At 40.8% G+C, this 24,873-nt stretch carries 21 protein-coding genes; 19 read left to right on the top strand and 2 right to left on the bottom strand.

Features of this window, described 5'->3' with window-relative positions; all coding sequences use genetic code 11:
* Nucleotides 1-51 precede the first annotated feature (51 nt).
* The 10 genes from DWX65_RS04705 to DWX65_RS04660 all read left to right on the top strand — a co-directional run bounded on the left by DWX65_RS04705 (nt 52) and on the right by DWX65_RS04660 (nt 12,898).
* Entirely contained in the window at nt 52-711 is a 660-nt protein-coding gene (locus DWX65_RS04705; protein WP_022243011.1) for a response regulator transcription factor, read from the top strand.
* Nucleotides 708-2,156, top strand: a complete 1,449-nt coding sequence (locus tag DWX65_RS04700) for a sensor histidine kinase (protein ID WP_117697759.1) — start codon at nt 708-710, stop codon at nt 2,154-2,156. Before DWX65_RS04705 ends, DWX65_RS04700 begins: the two co-directional genes overlap by 4 nt.
* Entirely contained in the window at nt 2,111-2,944 is an 834-nt protein-coding gene (locus tag DWX65_RS04695; protein WP_117697757.1) for a hypothetical protein, read from the top strand. Before DWX65_RS04700 ends, DWX65_RS04695 begins: the two co-directional genes overlap by 46 nt.
* Nucleotides 2,945-3,015: 71 nt before the next feature.
* Nucleotides 3,016-3,453 carry an EAL domain-containing protein gene (locus tag DWX65_RS04690; protein ID WP_158564697.1) on the top strand — a complete coding sequence of 146 codons (438 nt, stop codon included), beginning with the start codon at nt 3,016-3,018 and terminating at the stop codon, nt 3,451-3,453.
* A gap of 272 nt (nt 3,454-3,725) precedes the next feature.
* A complete protein-coding gene (locus DWX65_RS04685; protein ID WP_147339134.1) occupies nt 3,726-5,201 on the top strand; it encodes a DUF6034 family protein in 1,476 nt (491 codons plus the stop codon).
* A 9-nt stretch (nt 5,202-5,210) separates the two neighbouring features.
* Nucleotides 5,211-6,197 (top strand): hypothetical protein, encoded by a 987-nt coding sequence (locus DWX65_RS04680; protein WP_118172889.1) that lies wholly within the window; start codon nt 5,211-5,213, stop codon nt 6,195-6,197.
* Complete coding sequence (locus tag DWX65_RS04675) at nt 6,194-8,470, top strand: biotin/lipoyl-binding protein (RefSeq protein ID WP_118172888.1); 2,277 nt, start codon at nt 6,194-6,196, stop codon at nt 8,468-8,470. The genes DWX65_RS04680 and DWX65_RS04675 overlap by 4 nt, the downstream gene beginning before the upstream one ends.
* Before the next feature lie 11 nt (nt 8,471-8,481).
* Entirely contained in the window at nt 8,482-11,313 is a 2,832-nt protein-coding gene (locus tag DWX65_RS04670) for an ABC transporter permease (protein WP_118172887.1), read from the top strand.
* On the top strand, nt 11,313-12,032 hold the full coding sequence (locus DWX65_RS04665; RefSeq protein WP_117697745.1) for an ABC transporter ATP-binding protein: 720 nt from the start codon (nt 11,313-11,315) through the stop codon (nt 12,030-12,032). The genes DWX65_RS04670 and DWX65_RS04665 overlap by 1 nt, the downstream gene beginning before the upstream one ends.
* Nucleotides 12,029-12,898 (top strand): ABC transporter ATP-binding protein, encoded by an 870-nt coding sequence (locus DWX65_RS04660; RefSeq protein ID WP_117697743.1) that lies wholly within the window; start codon nt 12,029-12,031, stop codon nt 12,896-12,898. The genes DWX65_RS04665 and DWX65_RS04660 overlap by 4 nt, the downstream gene beginning before the upstream one ends.
* 25 nt (nt 12,899-12,923) lie before the next feature.
* On the opposite strand, the gene DWX65_RS04655 is transcribed toward DWX65_RS04660, so the two are convergent.
* Together DWX65_RS04655 and DWX65_RS04650 are read right to left on the bottom strand one after the other, a co-directional pair.
* The gene (locus DWX65_RS04655; protein ID WP_118087984.1) at nt 12,924-13,502 is read right to left on the bottom strand and encodes an alpha/beta hydrolase; all 579 of its coding nucleotides are present in this window, start codon (nt 13,500-13,502) and stop codon (nt 12,924-12,926) included.
* 194 nt (nt 13,503-13,696) lie between these two features.
* Nucleotides 13,697-14,407, bottom strand: a complete 711-nt coding sequence (locus DWX65_RS04650) for a GntR family transcriptional regulator (protein ID WP_117697741.1) — start codon at nt 14,405-14,407, stop codon at nt 13,697-13,699.
* 164 nt (nt 14,408-14,571) lie between these two features.
* Between DWX65_RS04650 and DWX65_RS04645 the strand changes: the two genes are divergently transcribed.
* The 9 genes from DWX65_RS04645 (at nt 14,572) to DWX65_RS04610 (ending at nt 24,861) form a co-directional block, all read left to right on the top strand.
* On the top strand, nt 14,572-15,582 hold the full coding sequence (locus DWX65_RS04645) for an SIS domain-containing protein (RefSeq protein WP_117697739.1): 1,011 nt from the start codon (nt 14,572-14,574) through the stop codon (nt 15,580-15,582).
* Nucleotides 15,582-16,211, top strand: a complete 630-nt coding sequence (locus DWX65_RS04640; protein WP_117697737.1) for an HAD family hydrolase — start codon at nt 15,582-15,584, stop codon at nt 16,209-16,211. The genes DWX65_RS04645 and DWX65_RS04640 overlap by 1 nt, the downstream gene beginning before the upstream one ends.
* Before the next feature lie 296 nt (nt 16,212-16,507).
* Nucleotides 16,508-17,821 (top strand): anaerobic C4-dicarboxylate transporter family protein, encoded by a 1,314-nt coding sequence (locus DWX65_RS04635; RefSeq protein WP_117697735.1) that lies wholly within the window; start codon nt 16,508-16,510, stop codon nt 17,819-17,821.
* Nucleotides 17,822-18,055: 234 nt separating this feature from the next.
* Nucleotides 18,056-18,580, top strand: a complete 525-nt coding sequence (locus DWX65_RS15320; RefSeq protein ID WP_330414749.1) for a PfkB family carbohydrate kinase — start codon at nt 18,056-18,058, stop codon at nt 18,578-18,580.
* A 23-nt stretch (nt 18,581-18,603) separates the two neighbouring features.
* Nucleotides 18,604-18,960: a PfkB family carbohydrate kinase gene (locus tag DWX65_RS15315; RefSeq protein WP_242997797.1), complete on the top strand. Its 357-nt coding sequence runs from the start codon at nt 18,604-18,606 to the stop codon at nt 18,958-18,960.
* A 22-nt stretch (nt 18,961-18,982) separates the two neighbouring features.
* A complete protein-coding gene (locus DWX65_RS04625) occupies nt 18,983-19,402 on the top strand; it encodes a cupin (protein WP_199535027.1) in 420 nt (139 codons plus the stop codon).
* Between the two features lie 42 nt (nt 19,403-19,444).
* Nucleotides 19,445-20,428 carry an SIS domain-containing protein gene (locus tag DWX65_RS04620; protein WP_118172886.1) on the top strand — a complete coding sequence of 328 codons (984 nt, stop codon included), beginning with the start codon at nt 19,445-19,447 and terminating at the stop codon, nt 20,426-20,428.
* A gap of 133 nt (nt 20,429-20,561) precedes the next feature.
* A complete protein-coding gene (locus DWX65_RS04615; protein ID WP_118172885.1) occupies nt 20,562-21,263 on the top strand; it encodes an aspartate/glutamate racemase family protein in 702 nt (233 codons plus the stop codon).
* Between the two features lie 268 nt (nt 21,264-21,531).
* Nucleotides 21,532-24,861: a tetratricopeptide repeat-containing diguanylate cyclase gene (locus DWX65_RS04610; RefSeq protein WP_118172884.1), complete on the top strand. Its 3,330-nt coding sequence runs from the start codon at nt 21,532-21,534 to the stop codon at nt 24,859-24,861.
* Nucleotides 24,862-24,873 lie beyond the last annotated feature (12 nt).

Genomic DNA, 24,873 nt, shown 5'->3' with positions numbered 1-24,873 from the left:
ACAAATATATGTTAAAATAAACATCAAAGAGTAGTAAAAGGAGCGGGCAGCATGATACGGATATTGGTTGTAGAGGATGAAAAGGCAATATCGGATTTAATCCGGCTGAATCTGATGAAGGCAGGCTATCAGTGTGTCTGTGTATACAATGGAATGAAAGCTGCAGACCTGTTGGAAACAGAAAATTTTGATTTGATTATATTGGATGTTATGCTGCCGGAATTAAATGGATTTGAATTGATGGAATACATCCGTCCAATGGGAATTCCGGTGATTTTTCTGACTGCAAAGGATTCCCTAAAAGACCGGATGCAGGGGCTGACCTCCGGGGCAGAGGATTATATGGTAAAGCCTTTTGAAGTGGTAGAACTTTTGGCACGGGTTAATATTGTGCTGCGCCGCTATCATAAGATGGAGCAGAAGATTACTTTTATGGATATTGAATTAGACAGTGAAAATCAGGTGGTGACAAAGGCAGGAAAAGAAGTGGAGCTTACGCCAAAGGAATTTGAACTCTTAGAAATTCTGATGCGCAACCGGAATATTACACTGTTCCGGGAAAGAATCTATGAAGAAATCTGGGGAACGGAATATTCCGTAGAGTCAAGAACCTTAGACCTTCATATCCAGAGATTACGGAAAAAACTGAATCTTGGAGCGGAGCTTAAAACAGTATTTAAGGCAGGATACCGGTTAGAGGATAAAGCATGAAATTTCGATATAAAGTATTAATTACAAATTTAATCCTGCTTTCCGTCAGTCTGGGACTGGTGGGGTATCTGATGATACATAAGAATTTTGAACTGGCGAAGGAAACACAGATTTCTAATGCAGTCATTCAGAATAATCTGGTGCAGTCCTCGGTGGAATATGAAGTACTTCAGGCGTTGAACCGGGAAGAGTCGGTAAAGGGCGCACTTCCAGACATTGGAGCACAGGTTAGCAGCGGTATGCGGGCAGAAAATGTGACATTTTTTATTTATTATGGGGATAAGCTGGTTTATAACGAAACAGAAGAAAATGCCAATTTAAAGAAAGTCTGGGAAGCACAGCAGGAGGATGGAAATAAGAACTATGCCATCTTTGAAGAGGACGGTCATTATTATATTTATGTGACGGCAGCCAGTAAGGTAGGGGATGAGAACCTCTGCATGATCAGCAGAAGTGATGTGTCCGATGCCTACGCATTAAGAGACCGGGAAATCCGTTATTTCCGGCTGATTCTTTTCATTTGCCTTATGATAGACTCTCTGCTTATTTATGTTATCAGCCGGTATCTGACCAGACCATTGGAGCAGTTGAACCGGGTGGCAGAGGAGATTACCGATGGCTCTTATGAGACGAGGATTACAGTAAAGAGTCAGGATGAAGTAGGACTTCTGGCAGAAAACTTTAACCGGATGGCAGAAGCAGTATCAGAAAAGATAGGAGAGCTTCAGGGAATGGTACGGAAAAGGGATCAGTTTGTAGCAGACTTTACCCATGAGATTAAGACACCGATGACTTCCATTATCGGTTATGCAGATACCATGCGTTCCATGGAGCTTCCAAGAGAAGAACAGCTGCTGGCATTAAGTTATATCTTTTCCGAAGGCAGACGGTTAGAGCGGATGTCGGGAAAGCTCTTTGATTTGATTTATTTAAGGGAACATGAAATGGAAAAGGAAGCAGTTCAGGTTGAAAATGTAAGCAGTGAAGTACTTAAGGTGGTGACACCGTCCCTTGCGACAAAAGGGCTTGTGTTAAAGGAAAATATCGAGCCGGCAGTACTGTACGGAAATAAAGAACTTCTGGTGACTGTACTGGTGAATTTACTGGATAATGCAAGAAAAGCATCCAAAGAGCATGGTGTCATTGAATTTAGCGGAAAGAGAATACAGGAAGAAGAAAATCCATTTTATTATGAACTTTCCGTAAAAGATTATGGAATCGGCATGACCAAGGAAGAGACAGAGCGGATTTGCGATGAATTCTATATGGCAGATAAATCCCGGGCAAGACAGGAAGGCGGAGCCGGAATCGGAATGTCATTAGTGGCATTGATTTTAGAACATCATCAGGCGGAACTTATCGTAGAAAGTGAGCCAAAAAAGGGGACGAAGATGCGGATATGTTTCAGAAAAGAAGGACAGGAAAACGAAAAAGAACAAAATTAAAGATAAAAGGAAGTGTCTGTGGAATGATAGCAGGAACACTTCTGGTGGTGCTGACAGGAATTTTTCTGCCGGGAATTCTGATTGAAGGGCAGGAACGTAAAGCAGTGGGAGAAGTGCAGGCGGTTCCGGCACAGTATATTGCTTCCGATTCCCTGCTGGCAAAGGAGGCATCGGAAAGCCTTAAGCTTAATGACCGCATCCAGCTGATTACCGGGCAGTGGGAGAGTGAGACACAGGAAGCCTATTCCTATGAGATGACTTTAAAGGATTACGAGGCAGCGGCACTGGCAAGAGACAGTATGGAAGCCATTTATCAGAAAGGGCAGTATCCTTCTGATTTAGCTTCTTCTTATGCCAACTGGTATACCTGGGAAGCATTTCCGGAGAAAGCGGTGGATACAACATTTCATACCTACAGTGCCTACTACTGGAAACTTATTTTTACAAAATATGATGGCACAGAGAAGCATGCGGTATTTCTGTTAGAGGATGGCACCGTTTTGCTGGCGGAGGCAGAAGGAAAAGATATTTTATCGGATGTTACAGCTACAGAGGAAGCTTCCTCATCCGTTAAAGACAATGAAGAAGAAAAAACAGTGGATAAAGAGCTGGCAGAACAGCTTTCCTACACGGGGTTGGACGTAGCCGGACTGAGGATAAAATCCGATAACATACAGGAAGAAAAGGATGCCACATACCGGTACTTTGAACTCTTTGATAAAACAAGATTTATCTATGGAATCAGCACAATATCAGATAGCCAAACGAAGCGTAACATGGTAAAATAAAAAAGAAGGCAAGGTATTTTCAGTGGCATAGATGGTCACCTGCAGTTATTGCGAAAATGATCCTTCCATGTATGATTTGGGAAATTTTGTTCTGGAACAGGCTTTGTGGGACAGTAAAAGCTTTTTACAGCAGAAGCCTTCCGGTATCGGTAATCAATGAGCGGATGGCAGTATTAAGAGGCTATGGAATCAAATTTGCCCTGGATGATTTTGGAACAGGAAGTTCATCTTCTGCCATGGAACTTGAGATGCTGATTGATGAGATTAAGATTGATATGAGCTTTATCCGGAAGATTCTTGTAAATAAAAAGAATAAGGCGATTGTCCAGAGCATGGTGGATTTTGCCAATGCAGCCAATATCAAGAGTTGTCTGGAGGGCGTGGAAAATAAGGCATTAGAAGATTATCTCCGGACTGTGGGAGCCACATGGTTTCAGGGATACTATTATTCCAGACCGGTTGGAGCAGATGAACTGGAGATACTTCTTTCGAACAGCTGGAAAAAATAAGAAAAGACAAAAAATAAAAGTAAAAATAGAATGATCAAGACCGGCAGTTTTGTGGCGATAAGAAATACAGCCATAGAATTGCCGGTTTTATTTACGCGAGCAACGAGCCAAAGTCCGTGCTTGTACGAGACCTTGGCGACTGCCGCGATAACTTGAGAAACTCGCGGAGCGTGTTTCTCATAGTTGTAATGATAAGATACAAAAAGTTTACATCTTCATGTTAAAGTAACACCAGAAACGAGGAAAATGGAAAGGTAAACAGAAAATAAAAGATGGAAAACGGAGGGGACAGCATGAAACATCCAATCTTACGAAAAATGATTCTGGCAGGTATGGTGATGGTACTTCTTACCGGATGTGGTGAGAAAAAAGTAGATTATGAGATGGAAACAGAACAGGAAACCAAAGGGGTGGTTGGTACACTGGATGAATTCCGGGAAGCGGATAACTGGGATGACAGCTTTACGGTAACAACCTCTGACGGAGATGTGAAGGTAAGAATCAATGCAACTATTGATGTGCCGGAAGCAGATGCCATGTCTGTGGTAGCGGCAGAAGAATTAAAGATAGATGTCGATTATAAGAAAAAGTTCCTGAAAGCATATTTTAAAGATTCTGAAATTTATTACCATGATTTTGAGCATCTGACAAAAGAAGAATTGCAGACTGCCGTTGACAGCATGGATGGAACGATTGTTACTGTCCAGTCTCAAATCGATGATTTGGAGAATAATGCACATCATCAGGATGTAGAAAGACATAAGGAAATGCTGAATGACTGGAAGGAAGAAACCGAAGAACAGAAAAAACAATACGAAAAAGCATTAGAGACTGCAAAAGATACCTATACTGTAGCAGAGGATTATGACAGCTGCAATGAATATGCAGGGTATTGCGGAGACCTTTTATGTAATGTGCGATTTGAAGTAAAAGAAACAAACGAAAATGCAATTGCCTACATTGTGGCATCGCCATTAGTGAAAAACAAGACGGACATTTATGTGAATCAGTATTATGGCCCACAGTCTCTAAAGGATTATGATGCTGTATATGGGAATGATACAGTAACTGCATATATCGACAATTCGGAAAAGGAAAATGGATGCAGTATTTCCCAAGAAGATGCAAAGCAGTTAGTGGAGCAGTTCTTAAAAGAAACAGGACGTGATAATCAGGTGCTTTACGGGCAGCAGGATTATTCCTGGGATGGCGCAAATGAGATAGAAGTGGATGGAGAACAGTATACCGATTATGCGGAGGTCATCGACTGGGGCTACCTCTTTGGCTATGGAACCGGTGTCAATGGACTGGCATTTAGTGATTCTTTGGATTATAACGACTTTGATATTTCCTGGGTTACGCTGGAAAACAGTGATGTAAATTTTGAATTAGAGGATGAGATACAATTTGCGGTTACGGATAATGGAATTACAGAAGTATTTATGCACTATCCGGTAAGCATTACAAAGATTTCAAAAGAAGTGGAACTGCTGCCGTTATCAACGATTCAAAATATAATCAAAGATGAGATTATAAAAAATGGAGACGATTACCAACTGGATGAGTGCAAGAGTTTTAATAAGTTAAAGCTTGGTTATGCGCGTATCAAAGATGACCAGAAGGAAGGCTGTTACAGTTATGTGCCGGCGTGGTGTCTTTATATGGCATCCGGAAATGATATGAACCGGCATCCGGTATTTGTCAATGCCATGGATGGTACACTGATTCATCCTTTGGATGAAAGGTAAGGTGTGCCTATGGCAGATAGAAAGAAAAGAACTGGAAAATGGAAACTGCTTTTGTGCCTGGCAGCAGGCAGTTTGCTGACGGGATGCGGAAAAGCAGAGCCAGAGCTTGCGTCAACTGCCCGGACACCATATGAGAAGCTGGCTTATGATACCACGGAAGTGAAAAAAGGAAATCTGACGCCGGAAATTACCTTGAAATTAAAAGCAGAGGGTTTGGAAAAGATTACTTATGATGCAACAAATACGGAATTGAAATTAGACAAAGTATATGTGGCAGTAGGCGATAAAGTGGAAAAGGGAGAGTTGCTGGTATCCTTCCGTTCAGACAGTCTGGAAGCAAAAATGATACAGTATCAGGATGAGATTGCGGATAAACAGCTTCTGGTGGAACATTATGTAAACCTCATGAGCTGTGATGCATCCCTGGATTATAATGAAGATATTGCAAATTTAAAGCGGGATATTGAAGTAGCAGAGCTTTATGTGGAAGAGACAGAAGAAAAGCTGTCCCGCTATCAGATTACAGCAAAAGAATCTGGAACCATTACAGCCATGGACACTTATCTGCAAAAAGGAGGCTTTGTGCCGGGAAATAATCTGATTACTGAAGTGTGTGGAACCGGTAACTATGAAGCAGACCTGCCGGAAGGCTATGAATTTAACATGGGAGATACTTATACAGCTACACTGGATGCACTGTCCTATGAATTAAAGGTTGCCGGTGTGGAAGAAAATAAAATCATATTTTCACCGGTATCGGATATGACATCACTTTCAGAGGCAGACGTGCTGAGTCTTGTGATTACGAAGCCCACGCTGGAAAATGTCATTTATGTGAAAGCCTCTGCCGTAAAGGAAGGTGAAGAGGGACACTTTGTCTATCTTCTGGATGATAGCGGATATCGAAAGGTAGTGCCGGTAACGGTTGGAGAAAAAGTAGGGAATCATTGGGTTGTTACATCCGGACTTTCCGGTGGAGAGAAGGTGACTCTGTGAGAAAGAAAAAAAGTTACGCAGGAAACGCACAAAGCGTGATTCCAGTAGTCCTGACAGGCCTGTTTTTTGTAATGTTAATTGGCGGCTGTGGAAGTAAGAAAACAGAAACAATACCAGACCTGGAAGAGCCGGCGGCAAGTAATGCTTCTTATCAGCAGGTGACCTATGGAAATATCGGAACCACCAACGTGCTGCTGGGAACGGCAGTGCCAAAGGAGTACGGACAGGCATATGAAGCCAATGTCACGGTGACAAAGATTCTGGTAGAACCGGGCGATACCGTAGAAAAAGGTGATGTGCTGGCATACGCAGATGTAGACGAGGCAAGTGCGTCCCGGAAAGCAAAGCAGCAGGAGCTGTCGCATGAAAATACCGTATACGAATTAAACCAGAAAATCAACCAATTGCAGCAGGATAAATTGGCAAACCAGCAGAAGCAGCAGGATACTGCAGAGAATAACATTCAGGATGCCGCAGAGAATAACATTCAGGAAGAGGATGATATGCAGGAATCTGCAACAGAGAATAACACGCAGGAGACAGAGGCAGAGGCAGAGGACATCACCTCCCAGATAGCCGTCCTGCAGGAAAACAGCCGCTACGATACGAAGCTTCATGAGTACCGGGTGCAGAAGCTGAATGAAGAGATTGCAGCATTGGACGCTCTGATAGCAGATGGAACGTTAAAGGCAAATCACAGTGGTGAAGTGGTTTATACCAAGAGCCTGACCGTAAACCGGAAAGCCGGCGTGGGAGAAAATGTTGCGATTGTGGCAGATACTGAAGACCTTGCAATAGAGCTTAAGGATGTAACGGTGCAGAATTATAAGTATAAAGATGTTTCCGAAAAATATATGCTGCAATCCGGCGAAAGAGTGCCGGTTACTGAGCGGGAATACAGCACCGATGAGCTGGTACTTGCAAAGATAAATAATAATTATCCTAATGTTTTGATAGAAAAGCCGGAGGGCGTGGAGCTGAAAGCCGGAGAGCTATATCCCATTTATTTTGAAGAGAAAAAAGCGGAGCATGTCCTTCTGGTGGGAAACGATTCCCTGTATCAGGAAGATGGGGAAACTTATGTTTATGTGAAAGCCGGGGATGATACCAGAGAAAAGCGTAAAGTAACAGCAGGGGCGGCAGATGACCATAATACCCAGATTACGGATGGATTAGCGGAAGGAGAAGCAGTCTATTATGAGACTACGGAGCGGATGCCTTCGGATTATACCGAGTATACGGTGGAGCGGTCAGATTTTCAGGTGGAAAATCACGGATTAAAATTAAGCAGGGCAGATAAGAATGCCAGGGTCTATCTTGCTGCAAAAGAAGGAGAGATTGTAAAAATAGCGGTAGAAAAGGATGCGGAAGTGAAAAAAGGTGACCTTCTTTATATCATCAATACCGGAGAAGGAAAGGCAGCCATTACAGAAGCCGCCAATGCCATTGAGACAGAGAATACTGCTTATCAGAAACAGCAGACAGACTATGATGCACAGCTTATAGAATTGCAGAATGCCACAGATTCTGTCAGTGACTATGACCGGCAGATGATAACCCTTCAAAAAGAGGTTGCAGAAGCAGACCATAGCTATACGCTGCAACAACTGCAGGCAGCTTACGATACGTTAAGCCGCGGAAATGACGGAACCGGAAAATTATCCGTTTATGCAGATGAAGATGGACAGGTTTCGAAAATAACTGTCTGGGAAGGAGACACGGTGGAAGCCGGAGATGAAATTCTTAAGATGAAAGGAGAAGCATCAGACTTACTTCTGGTGCAGATGGTGAGCAGTAAGTCCGTAACGGTGTATACGGATGATATTGCAGAGGCGGGAGAACCGGTAAGTATTACATCCGGGGATACGACTTACACCGGAACCTGTGTGGGATTTGCAGCAGGCAGCAATAATCTGGATGAGGGCTGTCTTTATATCGATGAAAATGGTGCTCATTATACCTTTCAGACAACCTCCGGGTATGATACACCGGCATTTTATGTACGGATGAATGATGAAATCGTAGATGATATGGGAAATGGAGAAAGCGTGGACTTCCCTTATATTTCCATGGAGGATGTTATAGTGCTTCCGGCAGGAATGATTTATGAAGAGAAGGATGCAATGCATCCGGATAAAGTGTCATATTTTGTGTGGAAGATAGAAGGGGACCATCTGGTGAAACAGTATGTTTTACTGGATGATACACTTACCGGAAATGGGAAAGTGGTTCTCTTTGGAATAGAGTCTGGCGATGTACTGGCAAGAGAGTAGGAGGATTTGGAATGTTACGTTTTGTCTTTTGTAAAATAAAGAATAAAAAAGGACTGAATTTGTGCCTGCTTCTTGGAATTACATTATTTATCGCATTATTTGTCTGTCATCCGATGTTTGAACGTGGTGCTGGAAATCAGGTGCTAAGAACCGGATTTGAGACTTATGCCAAGGAACAGGAAACATTTCCTGCAGTGATGAATCGTAGTGGCAGCTATTCTTCGAAGGATTATAGTTCTGCAAAGGAAGTGTTAGAGAAACTTGTGGCATATGAGAAAAAATGGACCGAATATGTGGCGGTGGATACCGTGGCATCGGAGCAGTATTTAAGCCTTTCCGGTGGAAAAGCAGATACCAGCCTGGGCGGAACCAATGAATATTTTACCGTTGGATATCTGCCGGAATTATCGAAGAACACAGATATTACATACGGAGAGGGTTTAGACAGCGGAAATCAGGTGAAAATAAACGGCTGTTATCCATGCCTTGTCAGTGAAGAGACGATGGATGCCTACGGACTGGTGACAGGAGAAGTGCTTCATATGAAAATCCAGGGTGAAGCAGAAGTTTATGAAGTGGATTTTAAGGTGACAGGCATCATAAAAGAAAAGAATATCAATGATAGTTACTGGTATCACACGCTCAGTGATTTTGGAAATACACTGTTTGTATCAGAGAATACTTTTGATGCCATGATAGATTCCTTTGGACAGGATGAAATCAGTTACGAAGAAAATCTGATGTTAGATTACCGGCAGATAGATGCAAAGCATGCGGCAGAATATGCAGATTATATGCAGCAGTTCCGGACATCAGATACAAAGTATCGGGATAATATGGCAGATACCCTGACGTCCTTTTTCACAAAACAGCGGACGATACAGCAGATGTTGTGGGCATTGGAACTGCCATGCATTGTACTGCTGCTGTTATTTATCTATATGGTATCCTCCCAGATACTTTCTCTGGAAGAAGGGGAGATTGCAGTACTCCGGAGCCGTGGAGCAACAAAATTGCAGGTGGGTGCGATTTACCTGTTGCAGGCATCCTTTCTGGCACTGACAGGCGCAGCGATTGGACCTTTGCTGGGTTACGGAATGTGCAAAGGAGCAGCTTCCACCGACGGATTTTTAAAATTTACCGGAAAAGATGTAAGCATGTATACCTTAAATGGCGGAATGATTCTCTACGCTCTGGTGGCGGCGGCTATTGTAATTCTGTTTCTGACCATACCGGCGCTGCGGCGGACAAAATACACCATTGTAAATGAAAGTATGGCAAAAAACGGTGTTGTGAAAAATCCATTTTGGAAAAAATGTTATCTGGATATTCTGCTATTACTTTTATCCGGGTATCTGCTTTATAACTACAACCGGCAGAAGGAGAGTCTTGCAATGGAAATGATTGCCGGAAAGGGAATGGACCCGGTAATCCTTTTGAATACATCGGTGTTTATACTGGCAGCAGGATTATTGTTTATACGTCTCTTTTATAATCTGATTCTTGCAGTGGACAGAGTTTTTAAGAACAGATTCCACCCGGCAGGATATGCGGCATTTTTACAGTTGAAAAGAACCTGGTATCAATCGGGATTTTTAGCAGTGTTTCTCGTTATGACCATAGCCAGTGGAATCTTTGATGCGAATATGGCACGGACCATGAATCAGAATATGGAAGAGCAGATTGCATATGTCACCGGAGCAGATGCAGTGGTGGAAGAAAACTTCCGGCTGCAGGTTTCGAAAATGGAAGAAAAGGAAACCAGCTGGAAATATCTGGAGCCTGATTTTGGAAGATATGAAACATTAATCAAAGAAAATGTCTGTGAAAATGCCACAAGGGTACTGATCGATGAAAAGACGGATATTACTGCGAAAAACGGAACAGTTTTTGATGGAAAACTTATGGCAATCCACACAAAAGGATTCGGGGAGACTGCACGGCTTAAAGCTGGTGTCAACAAAGAACACTGGTTTTATGCACTGAATGCACTGGCAGAGGAGCCGGATGGGGTAATAATTTCTTCCAATCTGGCAGACAAATTAAAGTTAAAGGTGGGAGATACTTTAAGTTATACAAGGTATCTGCCGGCAGAGATTGGTGAAGATGCCATGGGCAGCAGGCAGGCAAAGGTCTGTGCAATCATAGACTGCTTCCCTGGTTATGAAAGATATGCTTATGTAAAGGATGAAGAAGGCAATTTAAATGAACAGGAACAGTATCTTCTGGTAGCAAATTATGCCACCGTTATCAGTGCTTTTGGTCAGACCCCTTACCAGGTGTGGATGAAGCTTTCAGATGGTGTGAAAGAGACTATGTTTACGAAAAGTTTTGCGGCAGCAGGCGTTCAGCCGCAACATATTACCTTATTGCAGGAACAGCTTGCCGGCAACCGGAATTCAGCCATGGTACAGGTGACAAATGGAATGTTTACATTAAGCTTTATTTTATCATTGGTGATATGTTCTGTAGGATTTCTGCTGTATTGGATCATGACACTGAAAAAACGGGAATTGCTGTTGGGAGTCTACCGTGCAATGGGAATGCGGATGGGAGAAGTCCGGAAGATGATTTTAACGGAACAGCTTTTTGCCTCGGCAGGACCGGTACTGGCAGGTGGAGGAATCGGAGCAGTGACAACGCTTTTGTTTGTACGTCTGCTTATGGTGGTCTATCTGCCGCAAAAGCATAATCTAGCCATAGAAATATACATTTATCCTACAGACCTTTTGAAGCTTTTAGCGGTACTTCTGGCAGTGATGTTATTCTGTTATCTGATTATCCGGAAAATACTGCGGAGCATGAAAATTGCAAAGGCACTTCGGTTAGGGGAGGACAGCTGATGGAACAGACGATAGCAATACGCACAGAAAATATAAAAAGATATTTTTCGTCGGGAGATGGCAGCATCGTCCGGGCTTTGGACGGCGTTTCCATGGAGATACCAAGCAACAGTCTTACTATTTTAAAGGGACGTTCCGGCTCCGGCAAGACAACCCTTCTTAATCTTTTAAGTGCTCTTGATGTACCGACGGAAGGAAAAGTGGAATTTTTCGGAAAAGATTTGGAATATTTAAAAGACAGGGAGCGGGAGGACTTGCGGCGTTACCGGATGGGATTTGTTTTTCAGTCTGTGGCATTGATTCCTGTGATGAATGCCTATGAAAATGTGGAATTTGCCCTGCGGTTATCCGGTGATAAAGAGAAACGGAAGAAGGATAAGGAAGAGCAGAAAAATAGGGGAGAACAGAAGAAGCGTGTAATAGAAATCTTAGAGCGGGTCGGACTGAAAGAACGGATTTATCATATGCCATATCAGTTGTCCGGCGGTGAACAGCAGCGGGTGGCAATTGCCCGGGCAGTTGCCCACAGACCACAGGTGATTTTTGCAGACGAACCAACCGGTGCACTGGATACGGCATCGGGGCTTGCAGTCATGAAGCTTTTCCGTGAACTGGTAGAGCAGGAGCATATCACTGTAGTCATGACCACCCATGACCCGAATCTGATGGAACTTGGTGATTTCGTCTATGAATTAAAGGATGGGAGGCTGGTAAAATGATTCAGTGTGACAGCCTGGTAAAGATATATGAGATGGAACAGCATAAAGTCATGGCACTGGAAGGACTGGATCTTACGATAGAAGATGGGGAAATGATGGCAATTATCGGCAAATCCGGCAGTGGAAAGTCGACGCTGCTTAATATCATCGGAGGACTGGAATCACCCACAGCAGGAATCCTTATGGTGGATGGAAAGGACTTATCGTCCTATACGGAAAAAGAACTGGTTTTATACCGCCGTGACAAAGTGGGATTCGTCTGGCAGAAGAGTGCAAGAAATCTTTTCTCTTATCTTACGGCGCTGGAAAATATTGAAGCACCCATGCAGGTTCATCCGGGAACATCCGCCCGGGAGAAGCGGAAGCGTGCCAGAGATTTATTAAAGGCAGTCGGTATGGAAGCACATGCGGATAAGTTCCCTTCCCAGCTATCCGGTGGCGAGCAGCAGCGGATTGCCATTGCCGTTGCACTTTCCAATCAGCCGTCGATTCTTCTGGCAGATGAACCTACCGGCGCAGTAGATACAAAGACTGCAAATCAGATATTTGAGCTGTTCCACAAACTGAATGAAGAATTTAAAATTACAATAATCATAGTGACCCATGATATGGCATTGGCGGATAAAGTGGAGCGGACAGTGCTGATTTCCGATGGCAAAATCAGTACCGAAAAGATTCGGAAAGTATCTTTAGAAGAACTGCAGCGTCTTGCAAGTGCAGCAGAATTTACCCATGAAGAATATTCCGTTTTAGATAAAGCCCACCGGCTGCAGCTGACAGAAGAAATGTTAGAAGAAGCCGGTATCGATTCCAATAAAGTGCGGATTGAGGTTCAGGATGGCAAAATCCTGATTCAAAAAGAATAAACCGGTACTTGCTGCAACAAAGTATTTATGAAGTAAGAAACCGCTTCGTTTCCTCCATGACATTGCGAAGCGTTTTGATATTATCAAGTGTATCCTTTGTTTCTAAAGAGTGATTGGCATCCGGATAGAGGAAAAGAGGAATCTTTTGCCCTCTGCTGATGCCAGTCACTTTTTCAATATCGCTCCAGGGATCGGAAGTGCCGAGAAAAGCAATGGCATTCTGCGGGTGGAAATCATAGGTTTCCCGTAAAGGGGTATAGAGAATCTGGCGGCAGGAAATATTTTCCTTCCTTGCATAGGCAGAGGCAATAACCGTTCCGATGCTCTTTGAGATAAATATAATTTCATCATAATCCTGCCAGTTTACGGAAGAAAGCTGTTTTACAGCCTGTTCATAAAGATAAGAAAAAGCCTGCTGCATTTTCTCCCTATTACCCCGGATATTTCCAGTGATATCGCTGCCGGCAAGGGAATAGTCCAGTGTAAGAGCGGTTTCATAACCTGCTTCGGCAACAAGCTTTCGGCTGTAATAGAGCAGTGGTTTGTCACAGTGATAACCGATGCCCGGAAAAAAGACCGCCAGTTTATTTTTCGATAAATGCATAAGAAATTGTCCTTTCTGTTCCGGCATTTTCAGGTGGCAGAAACCGGAGCTTTTTAACCTTAGAAAATATAGTAGCACAATGGGAAATAATGACTTCTCTAAGGATATAACAAATGCGATAAAGTTAATTGTAATAAGGGACTTTATCGCATTTGTTATTAGATGAGCCGCATTGGAAACAGCACAAATTGTAACTAAAAAATAAACTGGAACTTATCACCGATACATAGCTGTTTGCAAAGATTCGTGATAGTGTTGTCAACGTCGTGGATGGTACTTGATATCCGGAGCAGAGGATACCCCTTACTGATGTTTAAAGTCTTAGCCTCTTGGGCATTAGCGAAAACAATATCAAGTGTTTTACGTGAATGATCCAGAATGATATTGTGTTTTCTTAGTATTTCATACAAAGATGAGTCGTTTAAATCTTCTCCAAATAAAAAAGAAAAGGATTCAGGAAATTTATTGAACTCTAAGATGACAGGGACATTATCCATATAACGGATTCTTTCCACTACGAGTATTTTATCCCCTTCGTGTAGTGACATTTCAGTTAAATCCCGTTCAGAAGGATCTTCCAATGCAATTTTTATGGTCTTAGCTCCAGGTGTTGCGTTTTTCATCCGGCACATATCAGAAAAACTTATGACTTCTGTAATATTACGCTGCAATTTTTTTTCCGCTACAAAAGTTCCTTTTCCTGATTTCCTTTCTAAATATCCGGATTCAGATAAAACGGCTAATGCTTTTCGGACAGTAACTCTGCTCACATGGTATGATTCACTTAATTCATTTTCTGTAGGCAGACGACTGCCGGCCGCCCGTTCTCCGGCGTCAATTTCTTTTCGTATTTTTTCCTCCAATTGTTTGTACAGTGGTGTGGCAATGGTGTTGTTCAGTTCCATATAAATACCTCTCTCCTAATATAACTTTCACAAATATTATAAAACAAAGTTGCAAAAATGTATATATTTTCCTATATTGTATGATATATATTGACAGAATGTATTATATTGTATTATAGTAAACACATAGAACAAATAAATACATTATAAAAAGGAGAGAAAAAATGGGATACGTAAGTAAAGACATTAAAAACATTGTGAAAGAAATTTTAGAAGAAAAAAAAGACATCGGTGGAATTAAAAATATTTATTTTGTGGGATGCGGAGGATCACTTGGCGCACTTTATCCGGCAAAAACATTTATGGAGAGAGAATCACAGGTTTTGAGATCAGCCTGGATAAACAGTAATGAGTTTGTGCATAGCACACCAAAGGACTTTGGAGAAAATTCTATTATATGTCTTGCCTGCCACAAGGGAAATACACCGGAAACGATTAAGGCTGCCAAATTAGGAAAAGAAAAAGGAGCGGCGGTTATTATTCTGACATGGCTGGAGGAATCAGAAATTATAGAATTTGGAGATTATATTATACATTATACATTTGATGCAAGTCCTGATCATCTTGCAGGGGATATTGATTATGCAGGAGAAAAGACGCAGTGTGCATTGCTTGTGGCAGTGGAATTAGTTGCACAGACGGAGGGATATGCTAATTATGATAAATTCTATGAAGCTTTAGGCATGATTAGCAATATCATCAGAAATGCACGTACACATGTGGCTGCCAGGGCAGAGGCATTTGCAGAAGAGTATCAGAATGATTCAGTGATTTATACAATGGGAAGTGGTGCAGCATATGGAGCTGCCTATATGGAGAGTATCTGTATATTTATGGAGATGCAGTGGCTTGATTCAAGCAGTATTCATACCGGTGAATTTTTCCATGGTCCATTTGAAGTTACAGATGCAAACCGTCCGTTTATGATTCAGATATCAGAAGGCTCAACCCGCGAACTGGATGAGAGAGCACTTACATTCCTGAAAACATATGCAAAACGTATTGAGGTTCTTGATGCGAAAGAGCTTGGCTTATCCACAATTGATGCAACAGTAGTAGATTACTTTAACCATGCACTGTTTAATAATGTATATCCGATTTACAACCACGCACTGGCAGTAAAGCGTGAACATCCGTTAACAACCCGCCGCTATATGTGGAAGGTAGAATATTAATGAAAAAATTCTGTGAAAAAAAATATGTATTGTTTGACTTTGATGGAGTTATAGCAGATACAGAAGAGAGTAATGGTAATTATCTGGGTCTGGCATTAAAAGAGTTTGGAGTGGAACTGACACAAAAAGACAGGGATAGACTAATTGGCTCACATGATTCCCATATTCTGCTGGAACTGCTGGAACGCTCGCCGGAGAAAATAACAATGGAACAGCTTTTGCAAAAAAGAAAAGAAATAGGAAATACATATGAAAATGGCTGCATTAAGCCGATGGAGGGATTACTGGAGTTTATTGCCGGTTTGAAAAAACAGGGGAAAAAGCTGGCAGTGGTTTCTTCAACCTCTACACGGCTGATTGTAGTAGCATTGAACCGGATGAAAATGCTGGGTTTGTTCGATGTGCTGGTATGCGGAGACATGTGCCGGAATAGAAAACCGGATCCGGAATGCTATAGAAAAGCAATGCAATATTTAGAAGCAAAGCCGGAAGAATGTATTGCAATAGAAGACTCGTTTATTGGTATACAGGCAGCAAAGGCTGCAAATATAGAGGTAGTTGCGTATACAGGAGCTGGTGAGAATCAGGATGTAAGTCAGGCGGATTATGTTATTTCTTCATACGTTTAACTGCCTGAGTGAAAGAAAGAGAAAACAGAAGAATAAAAAGTATTTAATTGTATGCCCGCCAGTGCTCCTGGCGGGTTTTACTATGCACAATTAAATTGATATTGATGTACAAAAAGTGAAACAAAAAATTGTGCATAATGTCGAAAATGTATTTCTTTATTGACACAAATGTATGGAATCTATATAATACAAATAGATACAAAATAAAACAATACAAATAAAAACAAATTAATACATTTTGGTTTTAAAGTAGTGCACATGCTTTGGAATAAATAAAAAAGAGGAGGTAGATGTCCATGTTTTGGATTGAATTTATTGTTTTAATGCTGATTATTGTGTGGGGAACCAGAAAAGGTGGAAGTTTCCTGGCAATGGCTGGCGGCATCGGAATGTTGATTTTCGTATATATCTTTAGAGTGACTCCATCAGATCCACCGATTACTGTTATACTGATTATGTTGGCAGTAATTACCGCAGCCTGTACGATGCAGGCGACTGGCGGATTGGATTTTATGGTACAGCTTGCAGAAAAAATATTACGGAAAAATCCGAAAAACATTACTTTGGTAGCACCTTTTGTAGCGTATTTATTTACATTCTGTTGTGGAACCGGACATATTGTATATTCGTTACTTCCGGTTATTAATGAAATAGCATTGGAAAATGGAATTCGGCCTGAGCGCCCGATTTCTGTTAGTATTATTTCATCCCAGCAGGCAAATACCGGATCACCAATAACAGCTGCAACAGTAGCTATTGTGGGTTATATGACTATTTTTGAAAAAGTAAATCTGGCAACAATTATGCTGGTAGCAATTCCGGCAGCACTGATAGGAGTATTGGTTGCAGCATTGTCTGTATACAAGAAAGGTCTGGAATTAGAGGATGATCCTGAATATCAGCAGAGGGTTGCAGATGGACTGGTAAAGGATTTTAAAAAGAAAGTAGAAGGAGAAAAACAGGTAACCAAAAAAGCAAAGATTTCTGTTGCTATCTTCCTGGTTTCTATGGTAGTAATTGCAATATGCGGTATTTTCCCGGCACTCCGTCCAACATTTAGCGATGGTACACAGTTAGCAATGACATCTTTAATCCAGATTATTATGTATGTAGCTGCCGCAATTATTGTTATTGTAAGTAAAATTGATAGTAACGACATTTTAGAAGTACCGTTGTTAAAGACTGGATTCTTTGCTGTTATTCTTGCAGCGGGACTTTGCTGGCTGGTAAATACTTTTGTTGGTGCACAGACAAACTTCATTACAGAAAATTTGTCAGCTTTAACAAATGAACATCCATGGATTTATATTATTGCAGTATTTCTGGTAGGTGCACTGACAAGTTCACAAGCGTCTACGACAATGATTATGATTCCAATTGCAATTGCATTGAATCTGCCGGCTTATATTATTGTAGGTGGATGGATGGCATGCTCATCCAACTATTTTATCCCGGATTCCAGCCAGTGTATAGCAGGTCTTGCTTTTGACACGGCAGGTACTACGAAGATTGGAAAATTTATATTTAATCACAGCTATATGCGGCCGGGACTTGTATGTACAATTGTATCAGTATTAGTAGCAACAGGAATAGGATATTTTGTTTTCTGATAAAAACCGGTGGTGGCAAAATAAAGAAAACAATAACAGCACACAGCCTGTGTTATTCTGACAGGCTGTGGGAACTGCCACCTCATGATGGATTGCCAGATATACATAAATATTAATAATGGCTATCTGAAAAAATGAAAGAGCGAATCTGGAAAAATAATTGCTTGTTGCAAAAAGAAGAGGTGAGGGAGTCTGGGTGAAAGAAAAATTGAAAGAAAGGAGAAAGAAATAAAAATGAGACAGCCTAGAATAATTGCAATTGGAGATGCAGTTTGTGACAAATATCTTTCCAGGGGGAAAATGTATCCAGGAGGTCAGTGTGTTAACACATGTGCATATGCACATATGAATAATGCAGAAAGTGCATTTTTAGGTAAATTTGGAAATGATGAAGTAGCAGAATGCATTCAGGCAGCACTGAAAAATATGAATGTAGACTTTTCACATAGCAGGAATTATGAAGGTGAAAATGGATTTGCATGTGTGACACTGAATCAGGGAGATCGCGTATTTGTCGGATCCAATCATGGAGGTGTGGCAAAAGAGTATCCTTATGATTTTACGCAGGAAGATTTTTCATATATAAGAAAGTTTGATTTGATTTATACAAATCTGAATGCCTATATAGATGATGACATAGAAGAAATTGCTTCTTTGGGTCTTCCAGTTGCATTTGATTTTTCAAATCGATGGACAGACGAATATCTGAAAAAATTTGTCCGCATATTAAAGTGGCAATGCTTTCCTGTGCACATTTAAGTGATAAAGAACGCGAAAGGGAAATGAGTAAAGTAAAAGAGCTTGGAGTTCCGCTTGTTCTGGGAACAATAGGAGAAGATGGCTCATACATTTTATACCATGGTGAAATGATGTATGAAAAAGCTGTAAAGGCAGAAAGCATTATGGATACTATGGGTGCAGGAGACTCTTATTTCGCGACATTTTTGACATATATTTTACGGTATAAAGAACCGGAATTTTTTAAAGAAGAAAGTAAAGATGATGGGAATGTTAAAGAACTTTTAAAGAAAGCCATGCAGGCTGGAGCAGAATTCGCTTCAAAGATTTGCGGTGTCGAAGGAGCGTTTGGGTATGGAACGCCAATTGCAGGAAGAATAATTGATAATAGAAATAATTAAAAGGTTTAAGGAGGAACGCTATATGGATATAAAGCCGACAAGTTACAGGTATGATGGAGAAGGAATAGAATGTGCATATCGGAATGAAAAATGGGTTGTTTGTATCAAAAATTGGAAACCGAATAATGACATTGATGGGTTAGAGCATTTAGAGATACATCATACGACAGATGAACAATTCATTTTGATTTCTGGGAAATGTATTATTATTACAGCGGACAGAAAAGATGGAAAGTTTAATATTGAATTAACTCCGGTGGAGAAAGGAACATTGTACAATGTACCGAAAGAGCGTTGGTTTTTTACCATTGTAGAAAAGGATACCAAAATGATGTATGTGCAGGATGCCGGATGTAGTATGGATAATAGTGAGTATTGTAAACTGAGCCAGGAAGAAATTTCATATATTCAGAAATTAGCGAGACCAATGCTTGCAGAATAATATAACAACAATTTATTAAAAATATTTATGGGAGGATTATCAATGAAGCCAACAGAAATCAAGAATGTAATTACAGAAATTTTAGAAAGCAGAAAAGAAGAAGGTGGTATTAAAGCATTATATTTTGTGGGATGCGGTGGTTCTAATGGAGCACTTTATCCAGCGAAAACATTTATGGAAAGAGAATGTGCAAATATTAAGTCAGCACTAATTAATAGTAATGAATTTGTATATAGTACTCCGAAGGATTTGGGAAAAAATGTAATCGTGTGTTTATCGTGCCATAAGGGAAATACACCGGAAACAATTAATGCAGCGAAGCTGGCAAAGGAAAAAGGTGCAGCTGTAATTATTCTGACATGGAAAGAGGAATCAGAGATTACCCCATTTGGTGATTATATTATCAATTATACTTTTGGAGATAACAAGGATATTGCTGGTGAAAAAATTATCTGTGCACTTCTGGTGGCAGTGGAACTGTTGAATCAGACAGAAGGGTATGAGCATTATGAAGAATTTATGGATGGTGTTGGACGTATTGATGGTATTGTGAAACATGCATGTAAGCATGTGGAAAAACGGGCTGAACTGTTTGCCAGGGAATATAAAGATGATAAAATTATTTATACTATGGCAAGCGGAGCGGGTTATGGTGCAGCATATATGCAAAGTATATGTATTTTTATGGAAATGCAGTGGATTCATTCTTCCAGTATTCACAGTGGGGAATTTTTCCATGGACCTTTCGAAATTACAGATAAAGAAGTACCATTTGTGCTTCAGGTTTCTGAGGGAACCAATCGACCGTTGGATGAACGTGCATTGAAGTTTTTGAAGACTTATGCAAAACGGATTGAAGTAATTGATGCAAAGGATTTAGGGCTGTCTACAATTGATGCATCAGTCGTAGACTATTTTAACCATTCCTTATTCACAAATGTATATCCGGTTTATAATAAGGCTTTGGCTGAGGAGAGACAGCATCCACTGACAACACGACGCTATATGTGGAAGGTAGAGTATTAAAAAATGATGTAAACATACAGCATGTCAGATTTTGATGGAAAATTTGAAGTACATTACAAGGAAAGCCTGGAAATGATAATGATTTCCGGGCTTTCTGAGCTTTGACACATGACCTGAGGAAGAAGGAACGGAATTGAAAAAAACAATAGGTATTATTGGTGGCATGGGACCGATGGCTACCTGCGATTTAATGAAAAAGATTTTTGAAGTGTCAGATGCAGACTGCGATCAGAACTATGTGCATGTTTGTGTTGATTGTAACACGAATATTCCGGATAGAACGAAAGCTATTCTTGAAAAGGGAGAGGATCCTATACCAGAGATGGTAAAAAGTGCAGTAAGTCTGCAAAATATGGGAGCAGATTTATTGATGATACCTTGTAACACAGCACATTTTTTTTATGATCGGTTAAAAATATTTACTGATATCCCGATATTGCATATGCCCCGCGAGACAGTAAAAGCTTTAAAAGAGCAGAATATATCATGTGCAGCCGTATTGGCTACGGATGGCGTGATAAAGAGTGGGGTTTATGAGAAAGAGCTTCGGACACAGGGAATCAAAACGATTTATCCGGATGCAGAGCAGCAACAGAAAATTATGGCAGTAATCTATCAATGTATTAAAGCTGGAAAAAAGGATGTAGAAAAGTACGGACTTGACGATATTTTAAAATCCTTGATTAAACAGGGTGCGCAAAGTGTGATTCTGGGATGTACTGAATTACCAATTGCTTTTTCCTTGGCAGGAATCAGAGAAAATATAGTTGACCCAACGGAGATTGCAGCAAGAGCTGCATTAAAATTTCTGCAATTACCAATACATGCATTATAAAACTGCAGTATTTTAATGAAAATAAATGATATCGGGAAAGGACGGGATTTCTATTAAAACCTGCTTCAGGACTTCATTCAAACTCCCTTCAAAAAGCCCCCAAAAAGTCGCAACAAACATTGACAATCCGTGGGTTTGAGGACTATACTAATATATAAATTATAAATACCAGACAGGTTATTACAGAAAGAGAAAGGGAGGTATATGATAACAGGGAATTATCATATATTTTCAGAGCCTTTTTGAATATTTCTGAAGGGGGAAACAGATGATTCAAAAATATTATAACAGTATTCTGGAACAGGTTTTTGCACAGATTGGAAAGAAAGAACACAACATTGTTCTGGCAAAATACAGCAATGATTTTTCATTAAAGCAGCTGGAAATATCAGAGCAGATAACGAATAATAAAGAGGTTCGTTTTGTAGCCTACGAATTCCGGGCAGAGAAATTATCGGGAGCATATGAGCCTTTTCTGGATTTGATTTTGGAACTTTTCGACCAGCAGAAGGAGATGACATTTGATGAATTCCTGGACAAGTGTAATGTCTATTCCCTGCAGCGTCCGATTATTGCAGCATACCGGGAGAGTGGAAAATGTATCCGGAAAGAGAGTTTATTGTATACAGAAGTTGACTATGAGCGGGAGCGGATGCATGATGCTATTGTGGCAATGCTTGTTGAAGTTTCTAAGATACAGCCGTTTATGCTTTGGATTAACCGCATGCAGTTTGCCGGAAATGGAACCATAGAAATAGTCTATGAACTGTTAAAAGCAGAGCATACAGAGAATATCGGAATCGTTCTCGGCATGAATGAGCAGCAGCGTCTGCCGGAATATATGCTGCCGGGCTGGGAAAACGTAACGGAGGAATTGGATAATAATGTTGCAATATTCCGCATTGGAAATGCCGGAGAATCCCGGGAACAAAGAGATGAGGTTATTACAGCAGAAAGTATTGAAGATGATATCAGAACATTGCAGAATCTTGTCTTTTTCATGGATTTTGAACAGGCGTTGTTTTATCTGGAAAAAGTAGACCGCAGAATCAGATTTGATAATTTTACAGTATCGGATGAAGTGAAATACGAACTCTGGCAGTTCTATGCATATGTATCGGTATATATGAGGGATTTGCCAAAAGCACTGGAAATAAGTGAGGGTATCTTACAGCTTGCAGAGAAGAAAAAGAACCGCAGGATGCGTTTTTATGCATATTATCTCCGCTCTGTAATTTATATGTATCAGTCAAAACTGCAGGAAGCCACTGAATGTGCAGGTGTTGCAAAAAGTATTGCAATAGAAGGCGGCATGGAGCGCGGTCAGTTTGAAGCAGAGCTGGTAGAAATACAGGCGAAGATGGCAGGCTGGAATAATATTTTCTTCTGTGCACAGAATGTGGAAGTCAGTGATGCCATGATTGAAAAATTAATGAAATATGACTACCGGAATCATCTGGCGTACATTTATGTATATGCCTATGACAATAAGCCGGAGATTGTGGCAAAGGCATATTATTCCGAATCCCAGCTTATTTATTTCAGTAAGGGAATCAGACTGGCAACAGAAATTGGCAATACACAGCTTATTTACAATGCATATCAGAAGAACATTATGCTGGCGTCTACCAACGGTATGTATCCGATTGCGCTGCTGTATTCGGTAAGAACTTTTGAAGCACTGGATAATAAACGCTCCTTGGAAAGTGGACGTATTTTCTCGGGAATCGGTTATACCTTAACGGCATTAAGACAGAACGACCTTGCAAAGCGTTATTTTCAGAAAGCAGTAGAAATTTTATATAATCTGGAATTGCCGGAGGATATTGCGGAAGTATATTACAATATGGCAATTAACTGTATTGCAGCAGAAGAATTCAAGGAAGCCAATGAATATCTGATGCGCTGTATGAAGACCATTGAACGTCTGCATTTAAATAGTCTGAGGGTCTGTAATTTAAGTAAATTGTATGGACTTCTGGCACTGTGCAGCCAGAAACTTGGCAACCGCTTCAACTGTGAACAGTACCTCAATAACTGCAAACAGTTCTTGAATTACATAATTGAAAAAGAAAAGCTTCAGAATGATGTGGGAATCATCCACGATTATGCACGTTGTGATGACGATATGTTCCTTTATCATTTCACACGGGCATTACTTGGAATGGATTCCGGTAATGATTCGTCTGCATTTGAAGATTTTAATTGTGCAGAGACACATCTGGTGCGGACTGAGGGAAACCAGTTCTTCTGTTATCAGCTGTTCCGTAAGGACAGGATCCGCTTTTATGGGCAGACAGGAAGAATGGAACTTAAGAGCAATGAAGAGGCAATCTTAAAACAATATCTTGAGGATAATACCCATTCTCTCACAGATGAAGAAATTAAGGTATTAGAGCCATTAGAACAGTATTTATCAGAAGAACCTCTTCATGTGATATCTTCCCAGGAGATGGAAATGCAGCTGAAGCAGGAAAGCATAAACCGTGCTTACAAGCAGGAACGCCGTCAGATGGATTTTCTGTCGACATGGCAGAAGACAATTGATGTGACGGATGTTTCGGCAGAAGTAATGGTAGAGAATGTTATGCGGACATTCCTGTATCATTTTAATTTGGACCGGGCATTATATATACAGTATCATGGAAGAAAACCAAAGGTACTTTATGATAATACAGAAGCCAGCCTTTCTATGAAGGAGCAGAAGTATTTAAAGGAAGTGTTCGAAAAGACACAGAGAGGGTTTGTTGTATCGAAAATCAGCAGTAACTATTCGGAACATCTGAATGTGGTCAAACTGTTTGGTGAAGATAATGTATGCTCCCTTGTTGCTATTCCATTCTTTGACAATGGAAAAGTAACAAGTATTATGATAGCATATATTCTGATGAAGGATAACTGGCATTCCTCCATCAGCCGCTATATGTTAGATGAGAGTGATATGCGGATTTATGAGCTTTTGTTCCGGGAAGTGCAGTATGCACTGAATCGTCTCTATGCATATGAGAAGCTCTACGAAATGAATACTGCATTGTATAAATCTGCAGTAACCGACCAGCTGACAGGAATTCTCAACAGGAAGGGATTCTATCAGAACATCGGGGAAATTATCCGGAAGATTAAAAAGGGCCACATGAAGCATGATTTTGGTATTATGTTTATCGATCTGGATAATTTCAAAGGATATAATGACACCTTTGGGCATGATGTGGGAGATTTGCTGCTTAAGTCCATGGCAAATATCTTCAGCAGGGTCTGCAGGGACAAGGGCTTTGTGACACGTTTCGGTGGTGATGAATTTATTATTTTCCTCTACACCGGAGAAAAAAAGACCTTAGAGGCTACCGCAAAGGCTATCTATAAAGAGATTAAGAAACAGGATGGGTTCAGGGAACTGATTGCAAAAGAAATCGGACAGCCGGTTGAGATTGATGATAAGAAATTACTTTCCTGCTCTATTGGTATTATTTCTTCCAATCAGGTAAAGAAGGCAGAAGACATTGATGAAATGATTAAAGTGGCAGATGATCTTCTGTATGCAGTAAAAGCAGAATCCAAAGGAACGTATAAGTTCTTTGAAGAACAGGAACAGAAGTAAAGCAAAGGAAAC

Source organism: Roseburia sp. AF20-18LB (genome assembly GCF_003461185.1).
Taxonomy (GTDB): Bacteria; Bacillota; Clostridia; order Lachnospirales; family Lachnospiraceae; genus Roseburia_C; species Roseburia_C amylophila.
This window is presented reverse-complemented; position numbering and strand designations above follow the sequence as displayed.

Excerpts from the sequence above, each read along its gene's own strand:
- DWX65_RS04645 (WP_117697739.1), top strand. The coding sequence starts at position 14,572 with ATGGGATACGTAAGTAAAGACATTAAAAACATTGTGAAAGAAATTTTA.
- DWX65_RS04625 (WP_199535027.1), top strand. The coding sequence starts at position 18,983 with ATGGATATAAAGCCGACAAGTTACAGGTATGATGGAGAAGGAATAGAA.
- DWX65_RS04690 (WP_158564697.1), top strand. The coding sequence starts at position 3,016 with ATGATTTGGGAAATTTTGTTCTGGAACAGGCTTTGTGGGACAGTAAAA.
- DWX65_RS04705 (WP_022243011.1), top strand. The coding sequence starts at position 52 with ATGATACGGATATTGGTTGTAGAGGATGAAAAGGCAATATCGGATTTA.
- DWX65_RS04635 (WP_117697735.1), top strand. The coding sequence starts at position 16,508 with ATGTTTTGGATTGAATTTATTGTTTTAATGCTGATTATTGTGTGGGGA.
- DWX65_RS04700 (WP_117697759.1), top strand. The coding sequence starts at position 708 with ATGAAATTTCGATATAAAGTATTAATTACAAATTTAATCCTGCTTTCC.
- DWX65_RS04670 (WP_118172887.1), top strand. The coding sequence starts at position 8,482 with ATGTTACGTTTTGTCTTTTGTAAAATAAAGAATAAAAAAGGACTGAAT.
- DWX65_RS04610 (WP_118172884.1), top strand. The coding sequence starts at position 21,532 with ATGATTCAAAAATATTATAACAGTATTCTGGAACAGGTTTTTGCACAG.
- DWX65_RS04660 (WP_117697743.1), top strand. The coding sequence starts at position 12,029 with ATGATTCAGTGTGACAGCCTGGTAAAGATATATGAGATGGAACAGCAT.
- DWX65_RS04620 (WP_118172886.1), top strand. The coding sequence starts at position 19,445 with ATGAAGCCAACAGAAATCAAGAATGTAATTACAGAAATTTTAGAAAGC.
- DWX65_RS15315 (WP_242997797.1), top strand. The coding sequence starts at position 18,604 with ATGAGTAAAGTAAAAGAGCTTGGAGTTCCGCTTGTTCTGGGAACAATA.
- DWX65_RS04695 (WP_117697757.1), top strand. The coding sequence starts at position 2,111 with ATGTTTCAGAAAAGAAGGACAGGAAAACGAAAAAGAACAAAATTAAAG.
- DWX65_RS04665 (WP_117697745.1), top strand. The coding sequence starts at position 11,313 with ATGGAACAGACGATAGCAATACGCACAGAAAATATAAAAAGATATTTT.
- DWX65_RS15320 (WP_330414749.1), top strand. The coding sequence starts at position 18,056 with ATGAGACAGCCTAGAATAATTGCAATTGGAGATGCAGTTTGTGACAAA.
- DWX65_RS04650 (WP_117697741.1), bottom strand. The coding sequence starts at position 14,407 with ATGGAACTGAACAACACCATTGCCACACCACTGTACAAACAATTGGAG.
- DWX65_RS04680 (WP_118172889.1), top strand. The coding sequence starts at position 5,211 with ATGGCAGATAGAAAGAAAAGAACTGGAAAATGGAAACTGCTTTTGTGC.
- DWX65_RS04685 (WP_147339134.1), top strand. The coding sequence starts at position 3,726 with ATGGAAAACGGAGGGGACAGCATGAAACATCCAATCTTACGAAAAATG.
- DWX65_RS04655 (WP_118087984.1), bottom strand. The coding sequence starts at position 13,502 with ATGCATTTATCGAAAAATAAACTGGCGGTCTTTTTTCCGGGCATCGGT.
- DWX65_RS04640 (WP_117697737.1), top strand. The coding sequence starts at position 15,582 with ATGAAAAAATTCTGTGAAAAAAAATATGTATTGTTTGACTTTGATGGA.